The organism is Nonomuraea sp. NPDC049480 (assembly GCF_044465905.1).
Classification (GTDB): Bacteria; Actinomycetota; Actinomycetes; order Streptosporangiales; family Streptosporangiaceae; genus Nonomuraea.
This window is the reverse complement of record NZ_JBITMD010000001.1, coordinates 768,475-789,588: the sequence shown is the minus strand read 5'-3', so window position 1 is coordinate 789,588 and position 21,114 is coordinate 768,475. Positions and strand designations below refer to the sequence as shown.

Genomic DNA, 21,114 nt, shown 5'->3' with positions numbered 1-21,114 from the left:
GCGACCTCGAACGCCGGGCCAGAGCCGTCTCACGGGCGCCGCACTCGGCCGGCGATATTCCGTGCACACACCAGGGACTCGGTATGCGTGGTGTCCACCTCCACGTCATAGAACACGCCCTGGTGAACCACTTCGGCCTGGGACACGGCCATTCCTTGGACCCGATCCCCCCGGGCGATCTCGCGGCCCGCCGCGACCGCGCTCTCGCACCTGACACCGGCCCATAGCACGTCCAGTCCGGCGAGAACCTTCTGCCACCGCTGCTGGGATGCCACTCCACCGAGGAATACGTCATCCACGATCACCCGAGCGCCCGCACGGGCCATCGCGGCGACCCCCTCCATCCACGCCGTCTGCAGCGCCATGAATTCCGGCCCGACACTCACCCCGCCGTCAGGAGCGAACTCGATCCCGGCATCGGATGCCTGCATGGAGGCGGGCATCGCCTCGATCAGCGAGTCGACGCCGAAGGCCAGCCATGGATCCGGCAGGACCGCTTGCAAGCATCGGACGATCCCGGATTTGCCCGAGCTGGAGCCGCCGTTCACCACGATCACTTGAGTAGCCACCGCGCCACCTTAGAGGCCGCACTCGCCAGGGCAGAAACGGTTTTTTCTGCTTGTGCAGGGACGCGGCGTCCGCCGTGGTCAGGCCCCGTCAGGGGGTGGTGGGTCGCGGGAAGCCGGTCAGCGGCGGTCGTCGTACCCCGGGTCGACGGTCTCGGGGGAGAGGCCGAGCAGGGTGGCGACCTGTTCCACCACCGTGTCGTGGACCATGGCGCCCAGCGTGTCGCGGTCCCTGGCCCGGGCCTCCAGCGGACGCCGGTACACCACCACCGACGCGGGATTCTGGCCGCTGGCCGCGTCCGCGCGGCCGAAGGGGATCGGGTCGGTGCCCAGGCTCGGGCCGTCGCCCAGTTCGCTCAGCGGCGGCACCTCCTCCACCGCGAACTCCACGGCCGACAGCTGCCGCTCCCAGCGCGGGCGAAGGCGGTCGACGGCGTCGAGGACGAGGTCGTCGAAGCGTTCGCTGCGCGACTTGGCCATGGGGACGTGGGAGGGGGCGAGCGGGCCGCGGAGGCCGCGACCGTGGCGATCGCGCCGTCTGGGACCGCGCTTCGGAGTCACATGGGCAAGTCTAAGGGGAGGCGCAGTCAATTCCGGGAGTGGTGGCGCCGGGTCTCCGGGTGATTGCCGAGTCCGGGTTCGTCCGGTGGTTTCTCCGATCAGGGCGGGTTCCTCTGTCAGAGGTCGAGGACCACCTTGCCGGCTACGCGGCGGGCCAGCAGCGCCTCGGCTGCCTCACGGGCTCGCTCCCAGGGGCCGCGCCAGCCGATCTGCGGATCCAGCTCACCCTTGCGCAGGAGGTCCACGAGGTACGTCAGGTCGTCGCCGAGCGGGGCCGACAGATTGAAGGTCTCCAGGCGGCCCCGGTCGACGCGGGTGCGGGCCTCCTCGAAGTCGATCAACGTCGGCTCGCGTGAGGCCATGCCGACGGCCTGGACGGTTCCGCCGTCCTCCAGCAGGTTGTAGGCCTGGGCCAGCTGGGATCCGCCGACGTTGTCCAGTACGCCGTACACCCGCCCGGACACGGCGGACGGCCCGAAGACGATCTCTGCCGCGCCCAGCTCGCGCAGGCCGCCCACGCGGGACGGGCCGCCCACAGACGCGATGACGTGGGCGCCGGCCCGGGCGGCGAGCTGCACCGCGTACCGGCCGACGCCGCCGGAGGCGCCCGTGATCAGGACCCGGCGGCCGATCACCGGGCCGAGTCGCCTTAGCGCCTGGAGCGCCGTGGCGCCGGCCACCGGGAGGGCGGCGGCCCGGCCGAGATCGACGTCATCCGGTACGACGGCCAGATTGCCCGTGTCCACGGCACGGGATTCGGCCCAGGCTCCGGACCAGCCGAACGTCGCCACGCGGGTGCCGGCGGCGGGGCCCGATCCGTCGGCGGCGGCCTGGACGACCACGCCGGCGGCGTCCCAGCCGGAGACGTGCCCCGGCTTCCCGTCCGCGGGCCTGAAGGCGATCTCGCCGAAGTTGAACGAGACGGCGGTCACCTGGATGAGCGCCTGGCCAGGCGCGGGGGCCGGATCCTCCGCCTCGCCGAGCCGTAGCCGGTGTGCTGCGGCCGGGTCGTAGATCAAGGCGCGCATGGTCGCTCCTTCATGTCGTTCCTCACGGTGTGACGACGACTCTGGCAAGCGGCGCGCACGATCGGCTGACGGCCGGCGCATGGCAGCCGGGGCGGCTGACGGCCGGCGCATGGTGGCCGGGCAGGGGGCGTTCGGGTCAGAGCGGGGTGTCGTCGGTCGTGGCCAGGCGGGCTCGGATGCGGTCGACGTCGCCGCGTTCGGCCGGCGGCAACGGCGCGCCGATCGACTCGCGTAGCGCGCTCGCCTCCGCCAGCAGCCGCAGCGCCTCCCCGGTCGCGCCTTCGAGCGCCGCGACCCCGGCCAGGCCCTCATGGGCCAGGGCGATGGAGCGCGGATCACCGATCTCGCGTGCGACCGCGAGCCCTTCGAGGTGCAGCGCCCTGGCCCGTACGGCATCGCCCCGCTGCTCGGCGACGAACCCCAGCTCGGCCAGGACCAGTGTCACCCCGTAGAACGGCACGTCGTAGTCGGCCTCCAGACGCCGGTTGCAGTCCAGTGACTCGAGGAAGAGCCGCTCGGCGGCGTCGAGGTCGCCGGCGCGCCGCGCCACGAGCCCCAGCCCGACGCGGGCGAACTCCTCGGCGAACCGGTTGGACTGCTCGGCCGCCAGCCGCATGCCGCGCTCGTGGAACTCCCTGGCACGCGTGAGATCACCGCTCAGCAGCGCGATCCTGCCCAGGCTGGACAGCCGGTACGACACGTCGGTCCACAGCCGTAGCTCCTCGGCGATGCTCAGCCCCTCGCGGTGCAGCCGACCGGCGCGGGCGTGGTCGCCGGTGATCTCGGCCAGGTAGGCGAGCTGGTCGGAGGCCTGCAGCCGTCCCCAGCGGTCACCGAGGCGGTCGAAGATGGCCAGGCTCTCCGTGCCGCTGCGCTCGGCGGCCGGGAAGTCGCCCTGGAAGATGACCAGCTTGGCCTGTGCGGCGAGCGCGGCGCCCGCGCCCCAGCGGTCGTCGAGGGCGCGGAACTCGGCCAGCGCCTCGTCCAGCAGCGGCCCGGCCGCCGCGACGTCGCCGCGATGCAGGTAGGCGTGCGCGAGGAACCAGCGTGACCTGGCGTCGGGGAACGCCTTCACCCCGCCGTGCGGGGCCCGGGTCAGGATGGCGAACCCGACCTCGTACGCCGATCCCGGGCTCACCGCGGCGAGGTAGCGGTGTCCTTCCGTGTGCCGCCCACGCAGGTACCAGTACCAGACGAGGGCATCGGCCAGCCGCCGGGAACCGGTGACGGCCCGCAGGTTGAGCACCTCGTCGTCGAGCCGGCGCAGCCATTCCCGCTGGGCGGGACCGTGAAGGTGCGGCCGCGCCCGCTCGGCCAGCCCGATGTAGTAGTCGTCCCTGAGCCGGAACACCGGGTCGGCGGGGTCGAGGCGGTCGAGGCAATAGGCCGCGATGCTCTCCAGGAGGCGGTAGCGGGGCGGGTCGGCCACCACCATGGACCTGTTGACCAGCTGGTCCAGCAGGTCGAGGTCGACGCCGACCGCTTCGGCGCCCTCCACGGTGCAGCCGCCGGGGTGGACGGCCAGCGCGGTCAGAGCCGTCCGCTGCGGCTCGGTGAGCTGCTCCCAGCTCCAGTCGATCACCGCCCGAAGGGTCCGCTGGCGGGCGGGCAGGCCGCGGCCCGCGGTGGCGAGCAGGCGGAAGCGGTCGTCGAGCCGCTCGGCCACCCCGCGCACGCCCAGTGCGCGTACGCGGGCGGCGGCCAGTTCGAGCGCCAGCGGCAGGCCGTCCAGCCGCGCGCAGATCGCCTCGGCCCACGGCCGGCTCTCGGCGTCCAGGGTGAGTCCGGGCGCGGCGCGGGCCTCGAACAGCCGCACCGCGTCGGCGGGGGCCAGCGGGGGCACGGAATAGAGGGCCTCGCCCAGGATCGCCAGCGACTCCTGGCTCGTGGCCAGCACGCGAAGCCCCGGTGCGGTCCGCAGCAGCAGGCTCACCAGCTCGGCGACCTCCTCGACGAGGTGCTCGCAGTTGTCCAGCAACAGCAGCAGCTCCCGCCCGCGCAGGGCATCGGTGAGCCGGTGCGCCAGGCCGGCGGCGGCCGGCCCCGCAGGGCCGGATGCGGTCTCGTCACGGACGCCGAGCTCGGCGGCGACCGGCTCGGCCACCGAGCCGGTGGTCCCCGTGAGCTCGACGAGCCACACGCCGTCGGCGAAGGCCAGATCCGCGGCGGCGGCCATGGCCAGCCGGGTCTTGCCGACTCCGCCCGGTCCGGTCAGGGTGACCAGCCGGGAGGAGCCGAGCAGGTCGCGGACCTGGGCGACGGCCTCCTCCCTGCCGATCAGATCCGTGAGGGGCGCGGGCAGGTTCGTACGGCGCCGCGCGGCCGAGGTGACCGGCGCGGCCACGGGCGCGAGCTCCGGCTCCTGTCTCAGGATGGCCTCGTGCAGCGCGGCCAGCTCCGGGCCGGGATCCAGCCCCAGCTCGTCGGCCAGCCGCTCGCGCAGGTCGGCGTACCCGGCGAGCGCCTCGCTCTGCCGGCCCGACCGGTAGAGGGCCCGCAGGTGCGCGGCCCGCAGCCGCTCGCGCAGCGGGTGAGCGGCCACCAGCTCGCCCAGCTCGTCGGCCAGCCGGCTGTGCTCGCCGAGCGCCAGGCGTACCTCCGCCTGCTCCTCCAGCGCGGTCAGCCGCTGCTCCTCCAGCCGCATGGCGGCGGCCCGGGCGAACTCCTCGTCGCGGAAGTCGGCGTAGGCGGGCCCGCGCCACAGCGCCAGCGCGTCCGCCAGCAGGTCGGCCTTCTCGTGCGGGTCCGTGGCCGCGCGGGAGCGGTCGAGCAGCGCGGCGAATCTGACCTGGTCGACCTCGCCGGTGCGCAGGACGTAGCCGGTCGGCTCGAGCACCACCGTGTCCCGGCCGAGGGCGCGGCGCAGCTGGGACACCTTGGTCTGCAGGGTGTTGGCCGGGTTGCCGGGCGGATCGTCGCCCCACAGGTCGTACGCGAGCCGGTCGGCCGGCACCGGACGGCCCTCGTGGAGGAGCAGGTCGGCGAGCAGCGCACGCACCTTCAGCTCGGGCACGCGTATGAGCCGCCCGTCCGGATCCCACACGGCGAGCGGTCCTAGAACTCCGAATCGCACCGGGCCACGCTATCCCCAGCGAACCCCCAGCCGACCCTCAGCCCGTCGTGCGCGACCCCCGGCACAGTCGGTCTCGTCACGAACGCGAAGCCGGGACGAGACTCGTGATCTCCCGGCCGGTCCTCTGAGTTCCAGGGAGAACACCATGTCCGTCAACCGTGAGATCCGCTTGGCCGCCCGCCCCTCCGGGGAGCCGCGCCCGGAGGACTTCGAACTCGCCGTCACCGCGATCCCCGAGCCCGCCGACGGCCAGGTGCTGGTGCGCAACACGTGGATGTCGGTGGACCCGTACATGCGCGGGCGGATGGACGACCGCGAGTCCTACATGCCCCCGTTCGAGCTCGGAGCGCCTCTGGAAGGCTCGGCGGTCGGCGAGGTCGTGGCCTCGCGCTCCCCGCTGGTGCCGGTGGGCGCCGCCGTCGTGCACTTCCTCGGCTGGCGTGAGTACGCGGTCCTGGACGCCGCCGCCGCGACGGTCGTCGACACCGCGCTCGCCCCCGCCGACGCCTACCTGGGTGCGCTGGGGACCACCGGGCTGACGGCCTACGCGGCCCTGACCGAGGTGGCCCCGGTACGGGAGGGTGACGTGGTGTTCGTCTCGGCGGCGGCCGGGGCCGTGGGCAGCGTCGCCGGGCAGCTCGCCCGCAAGCTGGGCGCCTCCCGCGTGATCGGGTCGGCCGGCGGCGAGCACAAGGTGAAGAAGATCGTGGCGGACTTCGGCTACGACGCGGGCATCGACTACCGGGCCGGCGCCGTCGCGGATCAGCTCGCCGCGGCCGCCCCCGACGGCATCGACGTCTACGTGGACCACGTCGGCGGCGACCACCTGACGGCCGCCATCGACGCGCTGCGACACGACGGGCGGATCGCGATGGTCGGCGCCATCAGCTCCTACAACGCCACCGGGCCCGTCCCCGGCCCCGGGAACCTGTTCGAGCTGGCGGCCAAGGACGCCACGCTGCGCGGCATGCTGATCAACTCCTACCTCCACCTCTTCCCGGAGTGGATCGGCAAGGCGGCGGGCTGGCTGGCCGACGGCTCCCTGCGTACCGAGACGACCGTGGCCGAGGGCATCGAGCGGGCTCCCGGCGCCTTCCTCGACATGATGCGCGGCGGCAACGTCGGCAAGATGCTGGTGAGGCTCTGAGCGTCGAGGATGTGACCGTCCCTCTGGCGTACGGCGCCCTCCCGGAGGCCAGATGAGACGTCAATGGATGCAGGTGCGAAGTGCGGGTCCAGCGAGGCGGTGGGGGTGGCGGCGCCATCGGGGCATGTGGGTGGAAAGGCTGCGACAGGTGTCCGAATTGTGGCGACACGCTCGTTAAGAGCGCTCAGATAGTGGCGCCTCGCACTCTTACCAGATACGGTCCCTCCGTGAGCCCCGTCCGCCGCTGTTCCCGCACCGCTTGCAGCCAGCCTGCCGTCTTCACGCTCACGTACGTATACGCCGACTCGACCGCTGTTCTCGGCCCCCTGGCGACGTACGCGGAGCCACACTGTTACGACCTGTGCGCCGAACACGCCGAGCGGCTGACCGCCCCCCGCGGCTGGGAGGTGGTTCGCCTGCCGACGGACGGCGCCTCGCCCAGCTCCGACGATCTCGAGGCGCTGGCCAACGCGGTCAGGGAGGCCGCCAGGCCGAACCCGTCCGGCGGGGGCGAGCCGGTGGGTCAGGGCGTCGAGGTCGGCCGCCGCGGGCACCTGCGCGTTCTGAGGTCGGCCCAGCAGCACCGCGACCGGTAGGCTCGTTTTACGTGGAGAAAACGACCTAGGGGCGGAGCTGGAGAGTGGGCGACCTCGCCAAGATCTTCAAAGCGTACGATGTTCGCGGGGTGGTGCCCGACGAGCTCGACGAGCCGACCGCCGAGGCCGTGGGTGCGGCCTTCGTCGAGATGACCGGGGCGGAGTCGGTCGTCGTCGCGCATGACATGCGCGAATCGTCCAGGCCGCTGGCCGACGCGTTCGTGCGCGGGGCCCGCTCGCGCCGCGCGGACGTCGTGTACGCCGGGCTGGGCTCGACCGATCTCCTCTACTACGCCAGCGGCAGCCTGGGGCTGCCGGGCGTGATGTTCACCGCCAGCCACAACCCCGCCCGCTACAACGGCATGAAGATGTGCAGGTCCGGCGCGGTGCCGATCGGCGGCGACACGGGGCTGGCCGAGATCCGCGACCGGGCCGCCGAGCTGGTCGGAGTGACCGCCACGCCCTCCGGGTCGCTGATCGAGAAGGACCTGCTGCGGGGATACGCCGATCACCTGCGCACGCTCGTCGACCTGTCCGGCATCAGGCCGCTGAAGGTGGTCGTGGACGCGGGCAACGGCATGGGGGGACACACCGTGCCCGCCGTGTTCGACGGGCTGCCGATCGACCTCGTCCCGCTCTACTTCGAGCTGGACGGAAACTTCCCCAACCACGAGGCCAACCCCCTGGAGCCCCAGAACCTCGTCGATCTGCAACGGGCCGTGGTCGAGAGCGGGGCGGACATCGGGCTGGCGTTCGACGGCGACGCCGACCGGTGCTGGGTGATCGACGAGCGCGGGGAGTCGGTCTCGCCGTCCGCGATCACGGCGCTGGTCGCCGTACGCGAGCTGGGCAAATACCCGGGAGCGACGATCATCCACAATCTGATCACGTCGCTCGGGGTTCCCGAGATCGTGCGCGAGCACGGCGGCGTTCCCGTGCGGACGCGGGTCGGGCACTCGTTCATCAAGGCCGACATGGCCCGCACAGGCGCGGTGTTCGGCGGCGAGCACTCGGCTCACTACTACTTCCGCGACTTCTGGTTCGCCGACTCGGGCATGCTCGCGGCGATGCACGTACTGGCCGCCCTGGGCGAGCAGGATCGGGCGCTGTCGGAGGTGGTGGCGGCCTTTTCGCGCTACCACGCCTCCGGGGAGATCAACAGCGCGGTCGCCGACCAGGGCGAGGCGCTGCGGCGGGTGCGCGAGGCCTTCGCGGGAAGGGGCGAATTCGACGAGCTCGACGGGCTGACCGTGACCGGGCCCGACTGGTGGTTCAACCTGCGGGCGTCCAACACCGAGCCGCTGCTCAGGCTGAATGCCGAGGCGGCCGGCGAGAGCAAGATGACGGCGATCAAGGACGAGGTCCTCGCGATCGTGGGAAGGGTGTCAGTGTGAAGATCGACGACTGGCTGCTGGAGATCCTGGCCTGTCCGAAGTGCAAGGCGCCCCTGCGTGCCGAGAACGAGTCGGAGGAGCTGGCCTGCACGGGCTGCGGCCTGATCTACCCGGTCCGGGATGACATCCCCGTCCTGCTCGTCGACGAGGCCAGGAAGCCGTGACCTGGGAGCCGGGGCGGATCGACGACCAGGCTCACCTCAGCGAAGGCGACCCTGGCGGGATGTTGCCTGCGGTCGCCGCCTCCGCGGCCCACGTACGCACCGGCTACCGCGCCGCCGTCGAGGCCCCCCTCGACCGGCTGGGCGACCACGGCCGGCCGCGTGCCATCGTGGTCGTCGGCATGGGCGCGTCCGGCATCGCCGGCGACGTCCTGGCGGCGGTCGCCGGCAACGGCGCGCCGCTGCCCATCGTGACCGTGCGCTCCCACCAGCTCCCCGGCTGGGTCGGCGCCACGGACCTGGTCATCGCCGTTTCCGGCGCCGGGGACACCGAGGAGACGGTGGCCGTCGCCACTCAGGCCGTGCGGCGCGGCAGCACGTTGCTCGCCGTCGGGCCCTCCGGCTCCCCGCTGCAGGCCATCGCCCTCCAGGCATCGGCCGTCTACGTGGCCGTGCCCGTCAGCGGGCAGTCCAGGACCAACCTCTGGCTGCTGACGATCCCTCTGATCGTGGCCGCCGCCTCGCTGCGGATCGTGCCGGCCGACGCGGACCTGTTCGAACGGGTGGCCAAAGGGCTGGAGGACATGGCGCACCGGTGCCGGCCGTCCAGTGAGTCGTTCATCAATCCGGGCAAGTCGCTCGCCATGGATCTGGCCGAGAGCGTGCCGATGATCTGGGGGTCGTCCGCGGCGACGGCCGTGGCGGCGTACCGGCTGGCCTGCCAGCTCAACGCGAACGCGAAATATCCCGCCATTTACGGTGAGCTGCCCGAGTCCGGGCACAACCAGGTGGCCGCGTTCGACGGGCCGCTGGCCGAGCGCGACATCTTCGCCGACACGGCCGGGCTTACGCTGCGCCTCGTCGTCCTGCGCGACGTCGAGGAGCACCCGCAGGTGACGCGGCAGCGTGAGGCGGCGCTGCGGCTGGCGCGCGAGCGTGACGTCCCCGTCACCGAGCTGGCGGCGGAGGGCGTGCATCCGCTGGAGCGGATGGCCATGCTGATCAGCCTGGGCGACTATGCCAGCACGTACCTGGCGCTGGGCTACGGCGTGGATCCGACCCCTGTGTCAGCGATCACTGAGCTGAAGGCCAGAATTTCGCAATAGGATCCCTTTCCAGGCCTTCATACGTGATCCCTATGAGTGGAGAAGACCCGTGAGCACGAGCGGCGGAACTAAAGCGATCGTGGCTGCATTGGCCGCCAACTTGGCCATCGCCGTGGGGAAATTCGTGGCTGCGGCATTCACCGGTTCCTCGTCGATGCTGGCGGAGGGCATCCACTCTGTGGCCGACTCGGGCAACCAGGTGCTGCTGCTGATCGGTGGCAAGCGGGCGCAGCGGGCCAGCACCAGGGAGCACCCGTTCGGCTACGGGCGCGAGCGCTACTTCTACGCCTTCGTGGTGGCCGTCGTGCTGTTCACGATCGGCGCGGCGTTCTCGCTCTACGAGGGCTATCAGAAGCTCACTCATCCGCATCCCCTGACGTCGCCGGCCTGGGCGTTCGGCGTGCTGATCTTCGCGATCGGCGCGGAGACCCTCTCGTTCCGCACGGCGATCAAGGAGTCGAACGCCGTGCGCGGCAACCAGTCGTGGTGGGCGTTCATCCGCCGGTCCAAGTCGCCCGAGCTGCCGGTCATCCTGCTGGAGGACCTGGGCGCGCTGTTCGGTCTGGTCTTCGCGTTGTTCGGCGTGACGATGGCCGTCGTCACGGGCAACCCCGTCTGGGACGCCATCGGCACCCTGATGATCGGCGTGCTGCTCGCGATCATCGCGATCGTGCTGGCCATCGAGACCAAGTCGCTGCTGGTCGGTGAGGGCGCCTCCCCCGAGGTGGAGGACCAGATCCGCCACGCGCTGGAGAGCGCGCCCGAGGTGGACAGGATCATCCACATGCGGACGCTGCACCTCGGGCCGGAGGAGCTCCTCGTGGGCGCCAAGATCGCTGTGTCCCATGACGAGACGGCTTCCGAGGTGGCGCGCGGCATCGACGAGGCCGAGCGGCGCATCCGCGAAGCGGTGCCGATCGCCCGGGTCATCTACCTGGAGCCCGACCTGGACCGCCAGCGGACTCCGACCGCCTCGGGCTGACCCCCGTCGCATCCGGCTCTCGCCGCCCTGCGGTGGCTCACCGTCTGAGCAGCCGCAGGGCTTTCTCCTTCTCGAAGTCGAGCGCCCGGCGCGGCACCTGGATGCGCCCGATCCGCACCCCGAGGTCGCGTACGGCGGCCGCCACCGCCGGCTCGCTCAGCACCCGCAGCGCGAACGCCAGTTCGGCCGGCGACACGTCGAACCGCTTCTCCAGCTCCACCCCCTGGGCCACGGCGGCCAGCTCCTCGGGCCCGAACCGCCGGTGCGCCCCCTGCTCCCGCACGGGCGGCAGCAGCCCGAGCGCCTCTCGGTACCGGAGCATTCGTGGGGACATGCCGAGCCGCTTGGCCGCTTCCGTGATGCGCATTCTTACATTCTTACGTCAAATTCACTGTGCTGCGGATGCGACCCCCGTCCGGGGACGCCTAGACTCGTCCGCGACAACCATCCGTCAGCGCGAGGGGACACCCGAATGGACTTCAAGGTCGCCGACCTTTCACTTGCCGATTTCGGCCGCAAGGAGATCCGGCTCGCCGAGCACGAGATGCCCGGCCTCATGTCGATCCGCAAGGAATACGCGGCCTCCCAGCCTCTTCGCGGTGCGAAGATCATGGGCTCCCTGCACATGACGATCCAGACCGCCGTCCTCATCGAGACGCTGGTCGCGCTGGGCGCGGAGGTCCGCTGGGTCAGCTGCAACATCTTCTCCACGCAGGACCACGCCGCCGCCGCGGTGGTCGTCGGCCCCGACGGCACCGCCGACGACCCGCAGGGCGTGCCGGTGTTCGCCTGGAAGGGCGAGACGCTGGAGGAATACTGGTGGTGCACCGAGCAGGCCCTGACCTGGCCGAACGGCGACGCCCCCAACATGATCCTCGATGACGGCGGCGACGCCACGCTCCTCGTGCACAAGGGTGCCGAGTACGAGAAGGCCGGCGCCGTGCCGCCCGCCACCGCCGAGGACCCGGAGGAGTGGCACGTCATCATCGACCTGCTCACCCGCACGGTCGGCGCGGACAAGAGGTGGACCAGGATCGCCGAGAGCATCAAGGGCGTCACCGAGGAGACCACGACCGGCGTGCACCGCCTCTACGAGATGCACAAGAACGGCCAGCTGCTCTTCCCGGCGATCAACGTCAACGACTCGGTCACCAAGTCGAAGTTCGACAACAAGTACGGCTGCCGCCACTCGGTCATCGATGGGCTGAACCGCGCGACCGACGTGCTCATCGGCGGCAAGGTGGCCGTGGTGTGCGGCTACGGCGACGTCGGCAAGGGCTGCGCCGACGCGCTGCGCGGCCAGGGCGCCCGCGTCATCGTCACCGAGATCGACCCGATCTGCGCGCTCCAGGCGGCCATGGACGGCTTCCAGGTCACGACGCTGGACGAGGTCGTCGGCATCGCCGACATCTTCGTCACCGCCACCGGCAACTTCAACATCATCACCGCCGGCCACATGGCGAAGATGAAGCACCAAGCGATCGTGTCGAACATCGGCCACTTCGACAACGAGATCGACATGGCGGGGCTGGCCCGCACCGAGGGCATCACCAGGAACACCATCAAGCCCCAGGTCGACGAGTGGGTCTTCCCCGACGGACACTCGATCATCGTGCTCGCCGAGGGCCGGCTGATGAACCTCGGCTGCGCGACCGGCCACCCGAGCTTCGTCATGTCCAACTCGTTCACCAACCAGGTGATCGCGCAGATCGAGCTGTTCACGAAGACCTCCGAATACCCGATCGGTGTCTACACGCTGCCCAAGCACCTGGACGAGAAGGTCGCCCGCCTGCACCTCGACGCTCTCGGCGTGAAGCTGACCGAGCTGACCAAGGAGCAGGCCTCGTACATCGGCGTCCACGTCGAGGGCCCGTACAAGTCCGACCACTACCGTTACTAGGAAATGCGCAGGTAGGCGCTCCGGGGTCGCTCCTTCGGAGCGCCTGGGACCACCTTCTTTTACGGCAGGCCAAGTTGCCCGCACTCGCCGACGTCGCTTCCCGTCTGTCATGGCCGGTCGTGAAGGCTCACGGGGAGCTCGCCGTGACGAGCGCATTCTTGGCCGTCTTCTTCGGTTGAAGGCACCTCATGGACGTCAGTGAAAGCGGTGAGCGGCAGATCTCGTGGGCCGCTCGTTCGATGCCGGTGTTGACCGCGATCGGCGAGCGGTTCGCGCTCGAACGGCCGCTGGACGGGTTGAAGATCGCAGCCTGTCTGCATGTCACCGCCGAGACGGCCGTCCTGATGGGGACGCTGAAAGCGGGGGGCGCCGAGATCGCGCTGGCGGCCTCCAATCCCCTGTCCACGCAGGACGACGTCGCCGAGGCCCTGCGGGCCTATGGGATCGGCGTGCACGCACGGGCCGGGGTCGATCGGGCGACCTACTACCGGCACATCCACCAGGCGCTCGATCTCGGGCCCGACCTCGTGCTCGACGACGGGTGCGACCTCGTCAACATCCTGCACACCGAGCGGACGGATCTGCTGGAGGGGGTGAGCGGCGGCTGCGAGGAGACCACCACCGGGATCATCCGGCTGCGGCAGATGGCCGCCGAGGACGCGCTGCGGTTTCCCGTCGTGGCCGTGAACGACACGCGGACCAAGCGCATGTTCGACAACCGGTACGGCACCGGGCAGTCGACGCTGGACGGCATCATGCGGGCCACCAACACCATGCTGGCCGGGCGGACCGTGGTGGTGGCCGGGTTCGGGTACTGCGGGCGCGGCGTGGCCGAGCGGGCCAAGGGGTTCGGGGCGCGGGTGATCGTGACCGAGATCGACGCGGTCAAGGCGCTCGACGCGACCCTCCAGGGCTACGAGGTGCGGCCGATGGCCCAGGCCGCGATGGTCGGTGACCTGTTCGTCACCGTGACCGGCAACCGCGACGTGATCAGGGCCGAGCACCTGTCGGTCATGAAAGACGGGGCGATCCTGGCCAACGCGGGCCACTTCGACGTAGAGATCGACGTGCGGGCGCTGGACGAGCTGGCCCACGAGGTGCACCGCGGCGTGCGGCCCAACACCGACGAGTACGTCATGCCCGACGGCCGCCGCCTGCTGCTGCTCGCCGAGGGGCGGCTGGTCAATCTCACCGCCGCCGAGGGGCATCCCGCCGCGGTCATGGACATGTCGTTCTCCGCGCAGGCGCTGGCCGTGGAGTGGCTGGTGGGCGAGCGGGCCGGACTGAGGCCCGGCGTCTACGACGTGCCCGGGGAGATCGACCACGAGGTGGCCAGGCTCAAGCTGGCCGCCACCGGCATCGGCATCGACACGCTCACCGCCGAGCAGGAGGACTACCTGCACTCCTGGCGAGTGGGGTCCTGAAGCGTCCCGCACTCGCCCTCAGAGTGCCGCCTGCATCTCCTGCATGCGGCGGATCTCGGCCGCCTGGGTGACGCTGACGTCGCCGGCCAGCTCCTCGATCCTGATGTGAGAGCCGTTGGTCAGGACCTGCTCGGACATCTTGATCGCGCCCAGGTGGTGGTTGATCATGAGCTGCAGGAACTGCCGGTCGAAGTCCTTGCCCTTGGCCGCCTTCAGCGCCTCCAGTTGCTCGGGCGTGGCCATCCCCGGCATGCCGGCGTGCGCCGCGTGGTGCTCGGGCACCTTCTGGTCGAGGTCCCGCAGCCAGCTCGCCATGAACTGGATCTCCGGGCCCTGGGCCGCCTTGATCCGGTCCGCCAGGCTCTTCAACGGCGCCGACTCCGCACGGTTCGGCGCCAGCAGCGCCATGTCGAGCGCTTGCCGGTGATGGATGATCATGTCCTGGACGTACTTGACGTCGGCGGCGTTCGGGGTGGCGGACGGGACGGCGGTGGCGGCCTCGCTGGGCGAGAGCGTCTTGGCCTGCTCGCCGGGCCGCCCGGGGGCGATCACGGGTGCGGTCGAGTCGGCCCGCGGGGCCTGCGGTGGCGTGCTGGACGTGCAGCCGGAGAGAGCGATGACAGCGCCGATCATTGGGCCTGCGATGACGATGAGCGCGGCGCGCACCCAGCCTCCCTGACTGACTCGGTGGAGAATGCGCACTCTAGGTGATATGTCGACCGATTGAAAGATGGCGAACAGGAACAAAAATTGACAGCTTGGACGCTGGTCCGCGGGGTGATGGAAAGGCGAAGATTACGTAGATTTATGCCCTCTTTATAGGAGGTTGACCGGTGTTCACCCCCCGCAGGGCCCTCATCCTCGTGGCGGCGGTCGTGGCACTGGCCGGCATTACCCTGCCCGTCCAGGCCACGGACATCCCGGCTCCCGGCGAAATCGTCATGAGTCCCAACATCAAGCACGTCACCAACGTGCCCAAGCCCGAAGTGCTGGCCGACATCCATACGGACATGGCCTTCCAGGGCGACTATGCCTACGTCGGCAACTACTACGGCTTCTCCATCTACGACATCAGGAACCCGAAGCGGACCTCGCTGGTCAGCTCCGTGGTCTGCCCGGGCGGCCAGATGGACGTGTCCGTCTACGGCAACCTGTTGTTCGGCTCCGTCGACTCCTCCCGCAACAACGACTCGTGCAGCAGCACCTCGCAGAGCGCCACGATCAAGGAGTCGTGGGAAGGCATCAGGATCTTCGACATCTCCGACAAGGCCAACCCGAAGTACATCAAGTCGGTCGAGACCAACTGCGGCTCGCACACGCACACGCTGGTCCCGGACAAGTGGCGCCAGAACGTCTACATCTACATCTCCTCGTACGCGCCTAACGACACGTTCCCGGACTGCAAGACGCCGCACGACCTGATCTCGATCATCAAGGTCCCGCTGCGCAACCCGACGGCCGCGAGCGTGATCGCCACGCCCAACCTGTTCCCCGACGGCGGCTACGGCGGCGTCCCGGGGCCCTTCCCCAACGGCAAGTCGGCCACGACGGGCTGCCACGACATCACGGCCTACCCGGAGAAGGGCATCGCCGCGGGCGCCTGCATGGGTGACGGCATCCTGCTCGACATCCGCAACCCCGAGCAGCCCAGGGTCACCACGACCGTGCGCGACGAGGTGAACTTCGCGTTCTGGCACTCGGCGACGTTCAACAACGCAGGCACGAAGGTGATCTTCACTGACGAGCTCGGCGGCGGAACCCGGGCCACGTGCAACGAGGCCATCGGGCCCAACAGGGGCGCCAACGCGTACTACGACATCGTGAACGGGCAGCTCGTCTTCAGGAGCTACTTCAAGATTGCGCGCCACCAGGCCGACACGGAGAACTGCGTGGCCCACAACGGCTCGCTGATCCCGGTCAAGGGCCGCGACATCATGGTGCAGGCGTGGTACCAGGGCGGCATTTCGGTCGTCGACTTCACCGACTCCGCGCACCCGCAGGAGATCGCCTTCTTCGAGCGCGGCCCGGACAACACCGCGCCGGCGCTCAGCGGCGGCTTCTGGTCGGCGTACTACTACAACGGCTACATCTACGGCTCCGACTTCAACCTGGGCCTGGACGTACTGAAGATCAACGACTGGCGGACGAACAAGGCCGACTTCGTCAGGATGCGCTCGCTCAACGCGCAGACGCAGGCGTCCTACGGCCACGGCCACTGACCACCACCATCGGTCGGCGAGGGCCCCGGATCGGGGTCCTCGCCGTACACGTTCATCGGGACAATATGATCAAGGAGGCTCCTGAGTGTTCATTTCGCGCCGTACCCTCGTAGCGGCCGCGGCGGCCTTCGCCTTAGCGCTGACCGGAGTGCCCGCGCTGGCCGCCGACATTCCGCCCCCCGACACCGTGGTCACCAGCCCCAACGTGACCCACGTGCTCAACATCCCCAAACCCGCCCCGATCGCCGCCACCATCAACACCGACCTGGCCTTCCAGGACGGTTACGCCTATGTCGGCAACTACGGCGGCTTCTCGATCTACGACATCAGGAACCCCAAGAAGGCCACGGTCGTCAGCTCCGTGGTCTGCCCGGGCGGCCAGATGGACGTCAGCGTGTACGGCAACCTGCTGTTCGGCGCCGTCGACTCCTCCCGCAACAACGACTCGTGCGCCAGCACGGGCCAGCCCGCCACGGTCAAGGAGTCGTGGGAGGGCGTACGGATCTTCGACATCTCCGACAAGGCCAATCCCAAGTACATCAAGTCCGTCGAGACCAACTGCGGCTCCCACACCCTGACCCTGGTGCCGGGCAAGGGCCACGACCGGCACAAGAACGTCTACGTCTACGTGTCGTCGTACCTGCCGGCGGATAACTTCCCCGACTGCATGCCGCCGCACGACAAGATCTCGATCATCAAGGTGCCGCTGCGGAACCCCGCTGCGGCCGCGGTCGCGACCACCCCGGTCGTCTTCCCCGACGGAGGCAACGAGACCCAGCCCGGCCTGCTCGTGCCGACCACAGGCTGCCACGACATCACCGCCTACGCCGAGAAGGACATCGCGGCGGGCGCCTGCATGGGTGACGGCGTGCTGTTCGACATCTCCGACCGGCTGAACCCGAAGGTCACCGCCAGGACCACCGACCCGAACTTCGCCTTCTGGCACTCGGCCACCTTCAGCAATGACGCCAGGAAGGTCGTCTTCACCGACGAGCTCGGCGGCGGCGGCGCGGCCACCTGCAACGAGGCGATCGGGCCGAACAAGGGCGCGGACGCGATCTACGAGATCGTGAACGGGCAGCTCGTCTTCAGGAGCTACTTCAAGATCCCGCGCCACCAGGCCGACACGGAGAACTGCGTCGCGCACAACGGCTCGCTGATCCCCGTCAAGGGCCGCGACATCATGGTCCAGGCCTGGTACATGGGCGGGCTGTCGGTCTGGGACTTCACCGACGCCGCCCACCCGCGGGAGATCGGCTACTTCGAGCGCGGTCCTCGCGCGGCCGGTGACGGAGGCGGCATCTGGTCGGCGTACTACTACAACGGATACATCTACGGGTCCGACTTCCACGAGGGCCTGGACATCATCAAGATCAACGACCGGCTCACGGACAGCGCAAGGTTCGTCCGGTTCGACCGGCTGAACGTGCAGACCCAGGAGTCGTACCGGTCCTGGTGGCACTGATCGGCCCAGTGGCGCGCTGACGTCCTGGTGGCACGGGGACCGGTCCTCGTTGAACTGAACGGTCCCCGTGGCACTTCAGACGCTCGTGGCGCGCCGTCCGCTCACTGCGGCGGCGCGAACCCGCCCGGAGTCGCCTTCGGCGGCTCCGGAGCGGGCGCCGGCGGCCCCGGCTGCGGCCCGGGCTGTGCGTACGGCCCTGGTCGCGGCCCGGGCTGTGCGTACGGCCCCGGCTGCGGCTGTGGTCCGGGGTGCCCGTACGGCGAGGGCTGCGGTTGTGGGCCGTTGGCGCCGGTGCGCTGCGCGAGCCGCGCCTCCTCCCTGCGGCGACGCTCGGCCAGGACAGCGCTCAGGTACGCGTGCGGCGGCACGCCGGGTGGCGCCGCGGGCGACACGAACGCCGCCGTCTGGGTCGCGATCCGCACCCCCATCTCGTACTGGACCTGCGGCGACAGGTCGTGCCACCGCGACAGGTACTGCCGGGCGGCCTGCGCCACCTCGTCGGGCAGCTGGGAGAGCTCCAGCGTGGCCGCCCAGTTCGCCAGCGGCGGCGGCATCATGATGGGCTGCCCCGCGGCACGCGGTCCCCGCTCGGAGATCACGATCGTGCCCGCGAAGACGTCGCCGAGCCGCTTGCCCCGCTGCGAGACCAGCGAGGCGATCACCGCGGGCGCGCCGAAGAGCAACCAGAACTCCACCACCCCGGCCAGCCCACGGAACAACGCCTGCCGGAACCGCTCCGGACTCCCGTCGTCACCGACCACGCGGAGCCCGAGCGCCAGTTTGCCGAGGCTGCGCCCCCTGCTGAGCGACTCGAACAGCACGGGATAGCCGACCATCACCAGGATGGACAGCAAGAGGTTGAGAGCCACGAACATCGCGGGATCCGAGATGATCGCAAAGGCACCTAAGATCGCGTTCACACCGGTGAGAGCGGTGAGCTGCACGAGCATGTCGATGACGAGGGCCACGGCACGGGAGGGCATCTGCGCTACCCGCACTTCGACGACGACTGCGTCGCCGGTCACAACCTCTGACATATGTGGAGCCTAACGGCTATGTACGGGTGATCGAGCGGCCAGAATGTTCAGGTGGACATCGACGCGTTCATCGCTGCACACCGCCCGGCCTGGGACAGGCTCGATCACCTCGTCAAGAACCGCTCGTCGCTGACCGGCGCCGAGGTGGACGAGATGGTCGACCTCTACCAGCGGGTGGCGACGCACCTGTCCATCGTCCGCTCCTCGTCGAGCGACCCGATGCTGACCGGCCGGCTGTCCGCGCTGGTGGCCAGGGCCAGGTCAGCGGTGACCGGCGCGCACACGCCCGCGTGGCGGGAGCTGGTGAGGTTCTTCACCGTGTCGTTCCCGGTGGTGGCCTACCGGGCGCGGTGGTGGTGGCTGATCACCGGGGTGGCGTTCGTGGGGTTCGCGTGGGTGCTGGGCGTGTGGGTGGCGGGCAATCCCGAGGTCCAGGCGTCGATCGCCTCACCGGAGGAGATCACGCAGCTCGTCGAGCACGACTTCGCCGACTACTACTCGGAGAACCCGGCGACGTCCTTCGCGAGCCTCGTGTGGATCAACAACGCGTGGTTGTCCGCCCTGGTGGTCGCCTGCTCGGCGCTGCTGGGACTGCCGATCCCGTACCTGCTCTACGGCACCGCCGCGAACGTCGGCGTCACCGGCGGCCTCATGGCCTCGCGCGACAAGCTCGACATCTTCTTCGGCCTGATCACGCCGCACGGGCTGCTGGAGCTGACCGCCGTGTTCCTGGCCGCGGGCGCGGGCATGCGGCTGGGCTGGACGGTCATCGACCCCGGGACGCGGCGGCGGATGGAGGTGCTGGCCGAGCAGGGGCGGGCCGTGATGAGCGTGGCGTTGGGGCTGGTCGTGGTGTTGTTCGTGTCGGGGCTGATCGAGGCGTTCGTGACGCCGTCGGGGTTGCCGACGTGGGCGCGGGTCGGCATCGGGGTGGTCGCCGAGGCGGTCTTCCTGGCGTATGTGATCGTCTTCGGCCGCCGGGCCCTGCGCGAGAACGAGACCGGCGACATCGAACGTGCCCCAGACGTCGCCCCGACCGCCTGACCCCCTCGCCGACCGGGACAAGTCCGGACAGCCCTAAAGCCGTCCCGCCGCCTTCAACGCCAGATACGCGTCCGCCAGCGCGGGCGCGACGTCCTCCGGCAGCGCGTCCACGACCTCCACCCCGTGCCGCCGCAGCCGCGCCGTGATGCGCCGGCGTTCGAGCTGGGCGTGCTCGGCCGCCGCCGCGTCGTACACCTCCTCGGCCGACCCCCGGCGCGCGGCCATCGCCGCCACCCGCGGATCGGACACCCCGGCCACCAGCACCAGATGGCGCGACGAAAGCTGCGGCAGCACAGGCATGAGCCCTTCGTCCAGAGCCGCCGAGTTCAGGTCCGTCAGCAGCACGACCAGGCAGCGCCGCTTGGCCCGCGACAGGATGGCCGCCACCATGCCCTGCGAGTCGGCCTCGATCAGCTCGGCCTCGATCGGCGCCATCACGTTGACCAGCGACGACAACAGCTGGGTACGCGACGCCCCGCCCACCCACGCGCGTACCGCCCGGTCGTAGGCCAGGAAGTCGACCTGGTCGCCGGCCCGGGCGGCGAGCGCGGCCAGCAGCAGCGCCGCGTCCATCGACCAGTCCAGCCGCGGCCAGCCGGGCGCGGGCCTGAGATCCGTTTTGACCAGCAGTCCGCCGCCGTTCGGCGTGGCCCCGGCCATGGGGATCGGCGCGTGGCCCACCCGGCCCGCCGACGTGCGGCCGGTGTCGAGAACGATCAGCACGCGGCGGTCGCGTTCCGGGCGCCAGGTGCGCACCACCACGTCATTGCGGCGCGCGGTGGCCCGCCAGTCGATGGAACGTACGTCGTCGCCGACCACGTACTCGCGCAACGAGTCGAACTCGGTGCCCTGCCCGCGCACCAGCGCCGGGTGCTGGCCTTCGAGCTCGCGGAGCCTGGCCAGCCTGGACGGCAGGTGTTTGCGCGACAGGAACGGCGGCAGCACGCGGACCGTCCACGGCGACCGGTGGTTGCCCTGGCGGGCGGCCAGGCCGAGCGGGCCCAGCGAGCGTACCGTGACGGCCACCGACGACCGGTCGCCGCGCCTGGCCGGGTCGAGCGTCACGATGATCTTGCGGCGCTCGCCCTTGGGCACGTCCAGCTGGGCGACCCGCGGGGTGGCGTTCGCGGAGGGTGGCCAGGCGTCCCTCAGCACGCCGCGCACCCGCCGGTTCCCGGGGTTCTCCACGATCAGCTCGACCGTGGCCCGCTGGCCGAGGCGTACGAGCGTGTCTCCGGAGCGGTGAAACCGCAGCGGCCGTACGGCGCCCGCCAACACCAGGTCCACGACGATCGCGGCGGCCAGCACCAGGCAGACGCCTGCCAGCGTGGCCCCGGGCTGGGGGGTGAGCAACACCACCACGATCCCGAGCGCCGCGACCAGCCCGGCCCTTCCCGTCAGCGCCATCAGC

Annotated in this window: 19 protein-coding genes; 11 read left to right on the top strand and 8 right to left on the bottom strand. The window is 70.4% G+C overall.

Annotated elements, in window-relative coordinates:
* Positions 1-29: 29 nt before the first annotated feature.
* The 4 genes from cpt to ACIBX3_RS03675 all read right to left on the bottom strand — a co-directional run bounded on the left by cpt (position 30) and on the right by ACIBX3_RS03675 (position 5,228).
* Positions 30-557, bottom strand: a complete 528-nt coding sequence (cpt, locus tag ACIBX3_RS03690) for a chloramphenicol phosphotransferase CPT (protein ID WP_397112704.1) — start codon at positions 555-557, stop codon at positions 30-32.
* Positions 558-686: 129 nt separating this feature from the next.
* Complete coding sequence (locus ACIBX3_RS03685; RefSeq protein WP_397112702.1) at positions 687-1,127, bottom strand: metallopeptidase family protein; 441 nt, start codon at positions 1,125-1,127, stop codon at positions 687-689.
* 116 nt (positions 1,128-1,243) lie between these two features.
* Positions 1,244-2,155 carry a zinc-binding dehydrogenase gene (locus ACIBX3_RS03680; protein WP_397112700.1) on the bottom strand — a complete coding sequence of 304 codons (912 nt, stop codon included), beginning with the start codon at positions 2,153-2,155 and terminating at the stop codon, positions 1,244-1,246.
* 136 nt (positions 2,156-2,291) lie between these two features.
* The gene (locus ACIBX3_RS03675) at positions 2,292-5,228 is read right to left on the bottom strand and encodes a BTAD domain-containing putative transcriptional regulator (protein ID WP_397112698.1); all 2,937 of its coding nucleotides are present in this window, start codon (positions 5,226-5,228) and stop codon (positions 2,292-2,294) included.
* A gap of 145 nt (positions 5,229-5,373) precedes the next feature.
* Between ACIBX3_RS03675 and ACIBX3_RS03670 the strand changes: the two genes are divergently transcribed.
* The 6 genes from ACIBX3_RS03670 to ACIBX3_RS03645 all read left to right on the top strand — a co-directional run bounded on the left by ACIBX3_RS03670 (position 5,374) and on the right by ACIBX3_RS03645 (position 10,614).
* The gene (locus tag ACIBX3_RS03670) at positions 5,374-6,375 is read left to right on the top strand and encodes an NADP-dependent oxidoreductase (protein ID WP_397112696.1); all 1,002 of its coding nucleotides are present in this window, start codon (positions 5,374-5,376) and stop codon (positions 6,373-6,375) included.
* Positions 6,376-6,602: 227 nt separating this feature from the next.
* A complete protein-coding gene (locus ACIBX3_RS03665; protein ID WP_397112694.1) occupies positions 6,603-6,971 on the top strand; it encodes a DUF3499 domain-containing protein in 369 nt (122 codons plus the stop codon).
* Between the two features lie 44 nt (positions 6,972-7,015).
* Positions 7,016-8,365 carry a phosphomannomutase/phosphoglucomutase gene (locus tag ACIBX3_RS03660; RefSeq protein WP_397112692.1) on the top strand — a complete coding sequence of 450 codons (1,350 nt, stop codon included), beginning with the start codon at positions 7,016-7,018 and terminating at the stop codon, positions 8,363-8,365.
* Positions 8,362-8,529, top strand: a complete 168-nt coding sequence (locus tag ACIBX3_RS03655; RefSeq protein ID WP_397112690.1) for a Trm112 family protein — start codon at positions 8,362-8,364, stop codon at positions 8,527-8,529. The genes ACIBX3_RS03660 and ACIBX3_RS03655 overlap by 4 nt, the downstream gene beginning before the upstream one ends.
* A complete protein-coding gene (locus tag ACIBX3_RS03650; RefSeq protein ID WP_397112688.1) occupies positions 8,526-9,632 on the top strand; it encodes an SIS domain-containing protein in 1,107 nt (368 codons plus the stop codon). The genes ACIBX3_RS03655 and ACIBX3_RS03650 overlap by 4 nt, the downstream gene beginning before the upstream one ends.
* 49 nt (positions 9,633-9,681) lie before the next feature.
* Positions 9,682-10,614: a cation diffusion facilitator family transporter gene (locus ACIBX3_RS03645; RefSeq protein ID WP_397112686.1), complete on the top strand. Its 933-nt coding sequence runs from the start codon at positions 9,682-9,684 to the stop codon at positions 10,612-10,614.
* A 37-nt stretch (positions 10,615-10,651) separates the two neighbouring features.
* On the opposite strand, the gene ACIBX3_RS03640 is transcribed toward ACIBX3_RS03645, so the two are convergent.
* Entirely contained in the window at positions 10,652-10,981 is a 330-nt protein-coding gene (locus ACIBX3_RS03640) for a MerR family DNA-binding transcriptional regulator (RefSeq protein ID WP_397112684.1), read from the bottom strand.
* A 105-nt stretch (positions 10,982-11,086) separates the two neighbouring features.
* On the opposite strand from ACIBX3_RS03640, the gene ahcY reads away from it, so the two are divergent.
* Together ahcY and ACIBX3_RS03630 are read left to right on the top strand one after the other, a co-directional pair.
* Positions 11,087-12,514: an adenosylhomocysteinase gene (gene ahcY, locus ACIBX3_RS03635; protein WP_397112682.1), complete on the top strand. Its 1,428-nt coding sequence runs from the start codon at positions 11,087-11,089 to the stop codon at positions 12,512-12,514.
* 188 nt (positions 12,515-12,702) lie between these two features.
* On the top strand, positions 12,703-13,938 hold the full coding sequence (locus ACIBX3_RS03630) for an adenosylhomocysteinase (protein WP_397112680.1): 1,236 nt from the start codon (positions 12,703-12,705) through the stop codon (positions 13,936-13,938).
* A gap of 18 nt (positions 13,939-13,956) precedes the next feature.
* Here ACIBX3_RS03630 and ACIBX3_RS03625 read toward each other — a convergent pair whose 3' ends face one another.
* Complete coding sequence (locus ACIBX3_RS03625; RefSeq protein ID WP_397112678.1) at positions 13,957-14,604, bottom strand: DUF305 domain-containing protein; 648 nt, start codon at positions 14,602-14,604, stop codon at positions 13,957-13,959.
* A 167-nt stretch (positions 14,605-14,771) separates the two neighbouring features.
* Between ACIBX3_RS03625 and ACIBX3_RS03620 the strand changes: the two genes are divergently transcribed.
* Both ACIBX3_RS03620 and ACIBX3_RS03615 read left to right on the top strand, forming a co-directional pair.
* On the top strand, positions 14,772-16,157 hold the full coding sequence (locus ACIBX3_RS03620) for an LVIVD repeat-containing protein (RefSeq protein WP_397112676.1): 1,386 nt from the start codon (positions 14,772-14,774) through the stop codon (positions 16,155-16,157).
* Positions 16,158-16,242: 85 nt separating this feature from the next.
* The gene (locus ACIBX3_RS03615) at positions 16,243-17,622 is read left to right on the top strand and encodes an LVIVD repeat-containing protein (protein WP_397112674.1); all 1,380 of its coding nucleotides are present in this window, start codon (positions 16,243-16,245) and stop codon (positions 17,620-17,622) included.
* 101 nt (positions 17,623-17,723) lie between these two features.
* On the opposite strand, the gene ACIBX3_RS03610 is transcribed toward ACIBX3_RS03615, so the two are convergent.
* Entirely contained in the window at positions 17,724-18,659 is a 936-nt protein-coding gene (locus ACIBX3_RS03610) for an RDD family protein (RefSeq protein WP_397112672.1), read from the bottom strand.
* A 51-nt stretch (positions 18,660-18,710) separates the two neighbouring features.
* On the opposite strand from ACIBX3_RS03610, the gene ACIBX3_RS03605 reads away from it, so the two are divergent.
* Positions 18,711-19,703, top strand: a complete 993-nt coding sequence (locus ACIBX3_RS03605) for a stage II sporulation protein M (RefSeq protein ID WP_397112670.1) — start codon at positions 18,711-18,713, stop codon at positions 19,701-19,703.
* Positions 19,704-19,736: 33 nt separating this feature from the next.
* Here ACIBX3_RS03605 and ACIBX3_RS03600 read toward each other — a convergent pair whose 3' ends face one another.
* The gene (locus ACIBX3_RS03600) at positions 19,737-21,110 is read right to left on the bottom strand and encodes a DUF58 domain-containing protein (RefSeq protein ID WP_397112668.1); all 1,374 of its coding nucleotides are present in this window, start codon (positions 21,108-21,110) and stop codon (positions 19,737-19,739) included.
* Positions 21,111-21,114 lie beyond the last annotated feature (4 nt).